Here is an 11,328-nt window from a genome sequence, read left to right as displayed (position 1 = left end):
TGACAGTCCCAGTGCTTGGCAAAATAACGCTTCTTGCATTTGTGTTTCTCCTTTGGGATTGGATGTCAACACAATTTTCTAGCCCGTGGTGCGCCACCCGAAACGGAAGAGAGCCTATTTAATGGCTATTGCGCTTATGGAATAAGCGTAAGCAGCTATTAAATTGATAGTTTAGGCATGGCGGCGTACCGACAGAAGGATGCCGCCCATCGCCGCAAACAGGCCGCCGCAGATGCGGTTGATCCAGCGCACATGGGCGCTAGAGGCTAAAAACGGGGCGATGCGGGCCGTGCCCAGCGCGCACAGCGTCAGCACCGATATTTCCATCGCCGTGAAGGTGGCGGCCAAGATGCCCATCTGCGGGCCCCAGGCAGCGGCCGGGTTTAAAAACTGCGGGAAAAACGCGGCAAAGAACAGCAGTGCCTTGGGGTTGCTGGCCCCCACCATCAGCCCTTGCACGTAGCAGACGCGCAGCGAGGGCAGGGCTGCGGAGTCTGCGCTGGCCGGGTTGAATGCCAGGGCCGGGCTGCGCCAGGTCTTGATGCCCAGGTAAATCAAATACGCGGCGCCCACCAGCTTGAGCACGGTAAACGCCGTTTCCGATGCCGCCAACACCGCGCCCAGCCCCAGGGCCGACAGCAGCATGATGCCCAGCGCCGCCGTGACGCTGCCCAGGCCCGCCACAATGCCGCGCACCCAGCCGTGCTGCAAGGCCCGGGTAATACACATCAGCATGGTGGGGCCGGGCGACAGCACCAGTACAGATACAGCGGCCAGATACAGCAGGTAGGTAGAAAGTGTCATGGAGTAAGTTGGGGGTTGAACGGAGAGCACGATGGTAGACCACAGGATTTGCAAAATTTTTGCTACGGGGTTTCTAGAACCCCTAAAAACTCGTTGTAGAATACAAGACTTGTCGGGGCGTAGCGCAGCCTGGTAGCGCATCTGGTTTGGGACCAGAGGGTCGAAGGTTCGAATCCTTTCGCCCCGACCATTGAATGAACATAAGCCACCAAGAGGTTTCTCTTGGTGGCTTTTTTCATGCCCGATTGCATGCCCGGTTGAAGGATAAAAATACTATGCAATTAATAGCTACCCGCGCAGGTTCTATATGCGTTAGAGGCCTTTTTGGCTTAATTTTTTCCATGCTTCTGGCCGTGGCTGCCGTGGCTGCCGGGGCGCAAACGGTGGACCGCACGGTAGACGACGCGCTGGACCAGTTGCGTCAGCAGGTCGATGCGACGCAGAAGAATCTGGCCAACCCCGGCCCCGATGCCGACTTGCAAGCTTGGCGCAGCAATGCGTTGGCGGCGCAGGTACAGGCCCAGACGATGGTGGAAGCACTGGAGCCCCAGCGCAGCAGCGTGCAAGAGCGGCTGGCTGAGCTGGGCACGCCGCCTGCCGACAAAAAAGAAAGTCCCGACATTGCCGCCCTGCGCAGCCAGCTCGACAAAAGCCGCAACGCGCTGGATGCCCAGGTGAAGCTGGCCGGTTTGGTCGCGGTAGAGGCCGGTCAACTGGCCGACCAGATCGCGGTGCAGCGCCGCGCCGAATTCCAGACTGAGCTGGGCCGCCGTACCGCCTCCATCCTGGCCCCGGCGTTCTGGAACGAGTTGCGCGGCAGCTTTGCGGCCGATGCCGGTCGTTTGGGTGCCCTGGTGGGCGAGCTGTGGCGGGCGCTGCGCACTGCATCGGTGGGTGTGTGGCTGACTATGGCTGCGGCCTTGGCGCTGTTGATGTGGACCCACCGCCAGGCCAAAACGCTGCTGCTGCACCTGGCCACCACGCGGATTCCGCATGGCCGCCTGCGCCGCTCGCTGTTTGCCGTGGTGCGCACGTGCTTGTCGGTGCTGGTGTGGGGTCTGGGCGCGGTGATCGTGCGCAGCGGGTTGGAATGGCGGGCGGATCTGTCGGCCTTGCCGCATGCCTTGTTGTTGTACAGCCTGGGCTTGTCCTGCTTTGGCGGCTATGTGCTGGGCCTGGGCCGGGCGCTGCTGGCCGCCGACCGGCCCAGCTGGCGGCTGCTGGCCTTGCCAGACGCAGTGGCCTCCGGGCTGGGCTGGTTTCCGTTGGTGTTTGCCACCATCACCACGGCGGGTTGGCTGGTGGAGCGGCTGTACGCATTGGTCAATGCCAGCCTGGCCACCACGGTGGCCTTGAACTGCATTTTGGCGCTGGTGCTGGGCCTCAGCATGGTGGTGGCCGTGGGCCGGGGCGAGCGCCTGCGCCGCCAATTGGAAAGCGCTGACCAGAGCCCCGATGCCGACCGCGTGCCGCCGCGCCCGCTGTGGCTGAGCGTGCTGGCCGCCCTGGTGTGGCTGGTGCTGGTGGGCAGCGTGGTGGCCTTGCTGCTGGGCTATGTGGCGCTGGGCGGCTTCATGGTGCGGCAACTGGCGTGGACGGCGATGGTCACCAGCACCAGTTATTTGCTGTGCGTGCTGATCGAAGATATGTGCATGGGCTGGCTGGCCACCAACAGCCCGGATGCCATGCCCCCCGGTGCTTGGCGCATGCGCGACCAGGCGGCGGTGCTGGTCTCGGGCGTGGGCCGCGCCTTGGTGGCCCTGGTGGCCTTGACCTCGGTGCTGTCGCCGTTTGGCGATGGGCCGCCCGAGCTGCTGAACCGCGCCACCCAGTTCAGCGATGGGCTGGCGATTGGCGAGGTGCAGGTGCGGCCCACGGCGGTATTTCTGGCGCTGGCCGTGCTGGTGGTGGGTCTGTCGTGCGTGCGCCTGCTCAAGCGCTGGCTGGTCGAGCAATTGCTGCCCACCACCAATCTGGACGACGGCATGCAAATGTCCACCAGCGCGCTGTTTGGCTACGCGGGTGGGGTGCTGGTGGTGGCGCTGGCGCTGTCTGCCGTGGGCATTGGGCTGGAGCGGGTGGCCTGGGTGGCCAGCGCCTTGTCGGTGGGTATCGGCTTTGGCTTGCAGGCGGTGGTGCAAAACTTTGTGTCCGGCCTGATCTTGCTGGCCGAGCGGCCGGTGAAAGTGGGCGACTGGGTGGTGCTGGGCGGTGTGGAGGGCGATATCCGCCGCATCAACGTGCGGGCTACCGAGATCCAGATGGGCGACCGCTCCACGGTGATCGTGCCGAATTCCGAGTTCATCACCAAGACCGTGCGCAACGTGACCCACGACAGCCCGCTGGGCCTGGTGCAGATCAAGTTGCCGATGCCACTAGACACCGATGTGCAGCAGGTGTACGACCTGGTGCTGGGCGCCTTTAACGGCCATGCCCAGATGCAGGCCACGCCCGCCGCCAGCGTGGCGCTGGACGGCATCGACAACGGCAAACTGGTGTTCAACGCCACCGGCTACGTGGCCTCGCCCCGGCTGGCCTACAGCGTGCGCAGTGATGTGTTGTTCGAGGTGCTCAAGCGCCTGCGCGAAGCCAAGCTGCCGCTGGCCAACCCGGCCACGATGGTGCTGCGCGAAACACCGCCGCCGGTGGCGGCAGTGGCCCCAGATTAAGCTGCGAGTGCCTGCAATAGTTCGGTTTCGATCTCGATCTGGTTGCGGTTGTATTGCAGCTCTGGGCCCTGGATCAAAAAGCTGTCTTCTACCCGCTCGCCCAGGGTAGACACCTTGGCCAGTTGCACGCTCAGGTTGTGCTTGGCCAGCACCCGGGCCACCAGATACAGCAAACCGGCACGGTCGCTGGCCGAGATGGACAGCAGCCAGCGCTGGGCTTTGTCGTCGGGCCGCAGGTCCACGCGCGGGGCGATAGGGAAGCTTTTGACCCGGCGCGATACCCGGCCGCCCTTGCTGGGTGGGGGCAGCGGACCTTGCTGGTTCAAGGTGAGGTCCAGGTCGTTTTCGACCATGCTGGTGAGCGCGCGGTAGTGCTCGGGCAGCATGGTGGTGACCACCTGGAAGGTGTCCAGCGCATAGCCGTTGCGGGCGGTGTGTACTTTGGCATCGACGATGCTGAAGCCGGCCTGGTCAAAGAAGCCGCAAATCCGGGCAAACAGATCGGGCTGGTCGGGCGTGTAGACCATCACTTGCAGGCCTTCGCCCACCGGCGACAGGCGGGCGCGGACGATGGCTTTGTCGGCCCCATCCAGTGCCGCCGGGGTTTTGGCGATGTGGCGTGAAAGTTGGCGTGTGTGCCAGGCGATGTCGGCCGCGTCGTGGCGCATGAAGTAGCCCACGTCCAGCGTGTCCCACAGCAGCTTGTGCGACTCGAAGGGCTGGGCGTGCAGGGCCAGCAGCACCAGCGCCTCGCGCTTGCGGGCTTCGATTTCGGCATCCGGGTCGGGCGCACGACCACCCAGGGTGCGGATGGTGGTGCGAAACAGGTCCTCTAGCAGCTTGCCCTTCCAGGCGTTCCACACCTTGGGGCTGGTGCCCCGGATGTCGGCCACCGTCAGCAGGTACAGCGCGGTGAGGTTGCGCTCGTTGCCCATGCGCTTGGCGAAGGCGGCGATCACGTCGGGGTCGCTCAGGTCGGCTTTTTGCGCCACCCGGCTCATGGTCAGGTGCTCGTTGACCAAAAATTCGATCAGTTGGCTGTCTTCGGGCTGGATGCCGTGCTGTTTGCAAAAACGCCGTGCCTCAATGGCGCCCAGATCGGAATGGTCACCGCCCCGGCCTTTGGCAATGTCGTGGAACAGCGCCGCCACAAACAGAATCCAGGGCTTGTCCCAGCCCGCGCCCAGTTGCGAACAGGCCGGGTATTCATGGGCATGCTCGGCCATGAAGAAGCGGCGCACATTGCGCAGCACCATCAGGATGTGCTGGTCCACGGTGTAGACGTGGAAAAGGTCGTGCTGCATCTGCCCGACGATGCGCCGAAACACCCACAGGTAGCGCCCCAGCACAGAGGTGTCGTTCATCAGCCGCAGGGCGTGGGTAATGCCCGAGGGGGCCTGCAAAATCGCCAAGAACGTGGCCCGGTTCACCGGGTCGCTGCGGAACTTGGCGGTCATCAGGCCGCGTGCGTTGTATAGCGCACGCAGGGTGCGGGCCGACAGGCCGTGTACGCCCACGGTGGTCTGAAACAGCAAAAAGGTTTCCAGAATGGCGTGCGGCTGGCGGGTGTAGAGGTCGTCGCTGGCCACCTCGATCATCCCGGCTTTTTCGAAAAACCGGTCGTTCAGCGGGCGCAGTGTGTGGGTGGAGGGGTTGAGCCGCTCTTCGATGTTGAGCAGCATGATCTGGGTCAGCTGGCTGACGGCCTTGGCGGTCCAGTAGTAGCGGCGCATCAGTGCTTCGCTGGCCCGTACCGGCAGGCGGGTGCCGTCGTCCGATGCGGAGCTGTAGCCAAAGGATTCGGCCACCGCCGTTTGCAGATCGAACACCAGCCGGTCTTCGCGCCGCCCGGCCACCAGGTGCAGGCGCGCGCGGATCAGGCATAGCAGGGCTTCGTTGCGCTTGAGCTGCTTGGCCTCGTGCGGGGTGGCGATGCCGCTGCGCACCAGTTCGTCCCAGGTTTTGCCCAGCCGGGCGGCCTTGGCTACCCACAGAATCATTTGCAGATCGCGCAGGCCGCCGGGCGATTCCTTGCAGTTGGGTTCCAGCGAAAACGGGGTGTTTTCAAATTTGTTGTGGCGCTGGCGCATTTCCAGCGTTTTGGCGACAAAAAACGCACGCGGGTCGAGCGCATCCGACAGGCGCTGGCAGAACTGCTGGAACATCTTGGGGTCGCCAACGATCAGGCGCGACTCCAGCAGCGAGGTTTGCACCGTCACATCTTTGGCGGCTTCGCTCAGGCACTCGTCTACGCTGCGCACGCTGGAGCCGATCTCCAGTCGGGTGTCCCAGCAGCTGCCGATAAAGCTTTCAATGCGGGTTTTGAGGGCCGGGTCGGCCTCGGGCGAAATACCTTCGGGCAGCAGTATCAGCACGTCGATGTCGGAGCTGGGGAACAACTCGCCCCGGCCAAATCCGCCCACTGCCACCAGCGCACAGGGCGCGGTAAAACCGGCGATGCGCCACAGGCCGCGCAAGATACCGTCGCTGAGCTGGGACAGGTTTTGCAGCGCCGCCCGCACGCCCCGAATGCTGGCGCCGCTATCGCGCACGGCCTCCAGCAGACGGGCTTTTTCCAGCAGATAGTGGGCCCGCAGCGCGGGGATGTCGCCTATCTCAGGCATGGGGCCCGCATCGCGCTTCACGTCTGTGCCGGTACGAAGGCGGGGATTGCAGGGCTGCCAGCGGACAGGGTCAGCACCTCGTAGCCGGTCTCGGTGACCAAAATCGTGTGTTCCCACTGGGCGGAGAGCGAGTGGTCTTTGGTGACGATGGTCCAGCCGTCTTTTTCGGGGCCGTTTTTGATCTCTTTTTTGCCCGCGTTGACCATCGGTTCGATGGTGAAGGCCATGCCGGGTTTCAGCATCTCCAGCGTGCCGGGGCGGCCGTAGTGCAGCACTTGCGGCTCTTCGTGGAACACCCGGCCAATGCCGTGGCCGCAGAACTCGCGCACCACGCTAAAGCCGTTGCTCTCAGTAAAGCGCTGGATCGCATGGCCGATGTCGCCCAGATGGATGCCGGGCTTGACCATTTTGATGCCGTGCCACATGGCGTCATAGGTCAGCGCCGCCAGCCGCTTGGCAATGATGCTGCCTTCGCCGGCAATAAACATGCGGCTGGTGTCGCCGTGCCAGCCGTCTTTGATGACGGTCACGTCGATGTTGACGCTGTCGCCTTTTTTGAGCTGCTTGTCATTGGGGATGCCGTGGCAGACCTGGTGATTCACCGAGGTGCAGATCGACTTGGGGTAGGGGATGTTGCCGCCGCCGGTGTAGTTCAAAGGGGCCGGAATGCCGCCTTGCACCTGGGTGATGTAGTCATGCGCCAGTTTGTCGAGCTGGTTGGTGGTGATGCCGGGCACCACGTGGGGGGTCAGGTAGTCGAGAACTTCGGAAGCCAGGCGGCCCGCGACGCGCATCCCTGCGATGCCGTCTGCGTCTTTGTATGTGATGGTCATAGCCTTTAATTATCCTAGATGCCGCGATGGGTTGCAGCAGCCGCATTCGGAGTCCGCGCAGCCGTTAAAATTCTGCGCTCTAGGGTTTGCCCGTACCAGCAATTTGCGCGCTGGGCCACCGGGCCACCCAGCCCCCATTCTTCCCCAACCAGGCCGCCACCGTGACCTTGCATATCTCTCTGTTTGAAGGCGGCAACGCCCTTAGCGACTTCCGCGTTCAGCAAATTCTGCCCCGGCTGCAAGCCATTCACGACAAGTTCACCGGCGTGTCTGCACGTTTTGTGCACTTGGTGGCCAGCGATACACCATTGGCTACAGAAGTGCAGGATCAACTGGCGGGTTTGCTGGCCTATGGCGACCCGTATGCCGGCCCCACCGAAGGCCCGTTGTTGGTGGTCACGCCGCGTTTTGGCACGGTGTCGCCCTGGGCCTCCAAGGCCACCGACATCGCCCACAACTGCGGTCTGGCGGTGCGCCGGGTCGAGCGGTTTGTTGAATACCGCTTGACCCTGAAGCAACCGTTATTGCAGCCGCTACTGGGCAAAACAGTGTTGTCCGCCGAGCAACTGGCCCAAGTCGCCGACCTACTGCACGACCGCATGACCGAGAGCGCCATGCTGGACCGCAGCCAAGCCCAAGAGCTATTCACCGCGTTAGAGGCCGCCCCATTGGCCCAGGTGGATGTGCTGGGTGGTGGCCGCGCTGCGTTGCTTGCAGCCAACACCGAATTCGGCCTGGCCTTGGCCGAGGACGAAGTCGACTACCTGGTCAACGCCTTCACCACGCTCAAGCGCAACCCCAGCGACGTGGAACTGATGATGTTCGCCCAGGCCAACAGCGAGCACTGCCGCCACAAAATCTTCAACGCCGAATTCACCATCGACGGCGTAGCCCAGCCCAAGAGCCTGTTCGGCATGATCCGCAACACCCACCAGCTGGCACCGCAGCACAGCGTGGTGGCGTACTCGGACAACGCCTCCGTCATGGAAGGCGTGGAGATTGAGCGATTTTTAGCAAAATCAGCCTCTGGCGCATATGGAATAAGCGCAAGTAGCTATGAAAAAAGTAGCGCCCTGCACCACGTGCTGATGAAGGTGGAAACCCATAACCACCCCACCGCCATCTCGCCGTTCCCCGGCGCGTCCACCGGCGCGGGCGGCGAGATCCGCGACGAAGGCGCTACCGGCCGTGGCTCCAAGCCCAAGGCGGGCCTGACCGGCTTTACCGTCTCCAAACTCTGGCCGCAAGAGGGCGACGTGTCCATCGGCAAGCCCGAGCACATCGCAAGTCCCTTAAGCATCATGACCGAAGGCCCGCTGGGCGGCGCGGCCTTCAACAACGAATTCGGCCGGCCCAACCTGCTGGGCTACTTCCGCGAATACGAGCAAACCGTCACCTCCGACGTGGACAGCATCCGCCGTGGCTACCACAAGCCCATCATGCTGGCCGGTGGCCTGGGCACGATTGACGCTACGCAGACGCACAAGATCGAATTCCCCGCCGGTTCGCTGCTCATCCAATTGGGCGGCCCCGGCATGCGCATCGGCATGGGTGGCAGCGCGGCCAGTTCGATGGCCACGGGGGCCAACGCGGCCTCGCTGGACTTCGATTCGGTGCAGCGCGGCAACCCCGAGATCGAACGCCGGGCGCAGGAAGTCATCAACCAGTGCTGGATGCAAGGCGCTGAAAACCCCATCCTGGCCATCCACGACGTGGGCGCAGGCGGTCTGAGCAACGCCTTTCCCGAGCTGACCAACGACGCAGGCCGGGGCGCACGCTTCGACCTGCGCGCCGTGCCGCTGGAAGAGAGCGGCATGAGCCCGAAGGAAATCTGGTGCAACGAAAGCCAGGAGCGCTACGTGATGGCCATCGCGCCGGAGTCGCTGGCGGCCTTTACCGCTTTGTGCGAACGCGAGCGCTGCCCGTTCTCGGTGGTCGGTGTGGCGACCGAAGAACGCCAGCTCATCGTTGCGGACGCAGAGGCTCAGAGCCCGGTCGATATGCCCATGAACGTGCTGCTGGGCAAGCCGCCCAAGATGCACCGCGACGTGCAAACCGTTGCTCGCCAGTTTGCCCCGGTGGACCTGACCGGCGTGAGCCTGCAAAAAGCCACCATCGACGTGCTGGCCCACCCCACCGTGGCCAGCAAGCGCTTCCTGATCACCATCGGCGACCGTACCGTCGGCGGCATGAGCCACCGCGACCAGATGGTCGGCCCCTGGCAAGTGCCGGTGGCAGACTGCGCCGTGACCCTGGCCGACTACCAAGGCTTTGCGGGCGAAGCCATGGCCCTGGGCGAACGCACGCCGCTGGCCGCAGTCAACGCCCCCGCATCCGGCCGCATGGCGGTGGCCGAGGCGATTACCAACCTGCTTGCCGCACCGTTTGAGCTGCCCCGCGTGAAGCTCTCCGCCAACTGGATGGCCGCGTGTGGCGAGCCCGGCGAAGATGCCGCCCTGTATGCCACCGTGAAAGCCGTGGGCATGGAGCTGTGCCCGGCGCTGGGTATTTCCATCCCCGTGGGCAAAGACAGTCTGTCAATGCGCACGCAGTGGACAGATGCGGACGACAAGAAAAAGGTCACCTCGCCGGTGAGCCTGATCGTCACCGCCTTCGCCACCCTGGCCGATGTGCGCGGCACGCTGACCCCGCAGCTCAACGCCACCGAGAACACCACGCTGATCCTGGTCGATCTGGGCAAGGGCCAAAACCGCATGGGCGGCAGCATCCTGGCGCAAACCCTGAACCAAGTGGGCGACACCGTGCCCGATCTGGACGACCCGCAGGATTTGGTGAACCTGGTCAACGCCGTTAACGCGCTGCGCCCCACATTGCTGGCCTACCACGACCGCAGTGACGGCGGTCTGTTTGCAGCCGCCTGCGAAATGGCCTTTGCGGGCCACGTAGGCGTGGCCTTGAACGTGGACCTGCTGGTCACTGAGGGCGACGGCATCAGCGACAGCCGCATGGACGTGGGCGACAGCAAAAACTGGGCGGGCCAGGTCGGCCCGCGCCGCGAAGAGCTGACGCTCAAAGCCCTGTTCACCGAAGAACTTGGCGTGCTGCTGCAAGTGCGTACCTCTGACCGCGATGCCGCCATCCAAACCCTGCGCGCGCACGGCCTGGCCAAGCACAGCCACATCGTCGGCAAAACCCGGCCTGCCGACAGTGCTATCAAGGCGGGCGTGGGCGAAGTGCAGGTGTGGCGCGATGCCAAGGCCGTGTTCAGCGCCAAGCTGGCCGACCTGCACCAGGTGTGGGACAGCGTGAGCTGGAAGATTTGCCAGCAGCGCGACAACCCCGCTGGGGCCGATGCCGAGCACGCTGCCGCCGGTGCGCCCGCCGATCCGGGCCTGCATGTATTTATAGAGCCAAATAGTGCTCTAGCGCAGGTGGTATTTGCGCAAGCAGCTACTAAAATAGTAGCATCCCCAGCGTTGATGCTCACCCGCCCCAAGGTCGCCGTGCTGCGTGAGCAAGGCGTGAACTCGCATACCGAAATGGCCTACGCCTTTACCGAAGCCGGTTTTGATGCCTTCGACGTGCACATGACCGACCTGCAAACCGGCCGTGCCAAGCTGGCCGACTTCCAGGCTGTGGTGGCCTGCGGCGGCTTCAGCTACGGCGACACCTTGGGCGCAGGCATCGGCTGGGCGCGCAGCATCACCTTCAACCCGGTGCTGGCGGCAGAGTTCAAAGCCTTCTTCGCCCGCCAGGACACCTTGGCCCTGGGCGTATGCAACGGTTGCCAGATGTTTGCCGAGCTGGCCGACATCATCCCCGGCGCACAAGCCTGGCCGCGCTTCACCACCAACCGCAGCGAGCGCTTTGAAGCCCGGCTGTCCATGGTGGAAGTGCTGGAATCGCCCAGCGTGTTCCTGCAAGGCATGGCCGGTAGCCGCCTGCCGATTGCGGTGGCACACGGCGAGGGCTACGCCAACTTCGCCACCCGGGGCGATGCAGCCCAGGCCATCGCCGCGATGCGCTTCGTGGACAACTTCGGCGCCGCCACCGAGGCCTATCCCGCCAACCCGAACGGCAGCGCCGGTGGCTTGACCGCCGTGACCACCGCCGACGGCCGCTTCACCGCCATGATGCCCCACCCCGAGCGCGTGTTCCGTAACGTGCAGATGAGCTGGACCAGCGGCGACACCAGCGACTTCAGCCCCTGGATGCAGCTCTGGCACAACGCGCGGCGTTGGTTGGGTTAACCACCGTAAGGGGTTTTCAGGTCCATCCCTGACCCACCGGCGCTGCCTGGGTTGGGGTTTGGGCATTGCTGTAGCCCACGTACCTAGGGAATCCACTTGGCGCAGGAAACTATTTCGTACCAGCTTTTGGGGGCAGGGTATGGGTGGGATTGCTGCCGTAAATGTAAGCTCATGTATCTGAAGTCCG

The 11,328-nt window shown here is 63.9% G+C and carries 5 protein-coding genes and 1 tRNA gene; 3 read left to right on the top strand and 3 right to left on the bottom strand.

Annotation, left to right across the window (positions count from 1 at the left end):
- Window positions 1–171: 171 nt before the first annotated feature.
- A complete protein-coding gene (locus tag AC0969_RS07930; protein ID WP_479623604.1) occupies window positions 172–804 on the bottom strand; it encodes a LysE family translocator in 633 nt (210 codons plus the stop codon).
- Window positions 805–917: 113 nt separating this feature from the next.
- Between AC0969_RS07930 and AC0969_RS07925 the strand changes: the two genes are divergently transcribed.
- Both AC0969_RS07925 and AC0969_RS07920 read left to right on the top strand, forming a co-directional pair.
- Window positions 918–994 (top strand) — tRNA-Pro (locus AC0969_RS07925).
- Window positions 995–1,145: 151 nt separating this feature from the next.
- A complete protein-coding gene (locus AC0969_RS07920; RefSeq protein ID WP_479623603.1) occupies window positions 1,146–3,473 on the top strand; it encodes a DUF3772 domain-containing protein in 2,328 nt (775 codons plus the stop codon).
- Here AC0969_RS07920 and AC0969_RS07915 read toward each other — a convergent pair.
- Window positions 3,470–6,097, bottom strand: a complete 2,628-nt coding sequence (locus AC0969_RS07915) for a [protein-PII] uridylyltransferase (RefSeq protein ID WP_479623602.1) — start codon at window positions 6,095–6,097, stop codon at window positions 3,470–3,472. The genes AC0969_RS07920 and AC0969_RS07915 overlap by 4 nt on opposite strands.
- Window positions 6,098–6,114: 17 nt before the next feature.
- Complete coding sequence (gene map / locus AC0969_RS07910; RefSeq protein WP_479623601.1) at window positions 6,115–6,930, bottom strand: type I methionyl aminopeptidase; 816 nt, start codon at window positions 6,928–6,930, stop codon at window positions 6,115–6,117.
- Window positions 6,931–7,091: 161 nt separating this feature from the next.
- Here map and purL point away from each other — a divergent pair, with 161 nt between their 5' ends.
- Complete coding sequence (gene purL, locus AC0969_RS07905; RefSeq protein ID WP_479623611.1) at window positions 7,092–11,141, top strand: phosphoribosylformylglycinamidine synthase; 4,050 nt, start codon at window positions 7,092–7,094, stop codon at window positions 11,139–11,141.
- The last annotated feature ends 187 nt before the right edge of the window (window positions 11,142–11,328 follow it).

It is taken from the genome of Rhodoferax sp. LB1P47 (assembly GCF_056521445.1).
Note: the sequence above shows the minus strand (reverse complement) of the source record. Positions and strands in the feature narration are given on the sequence as shown.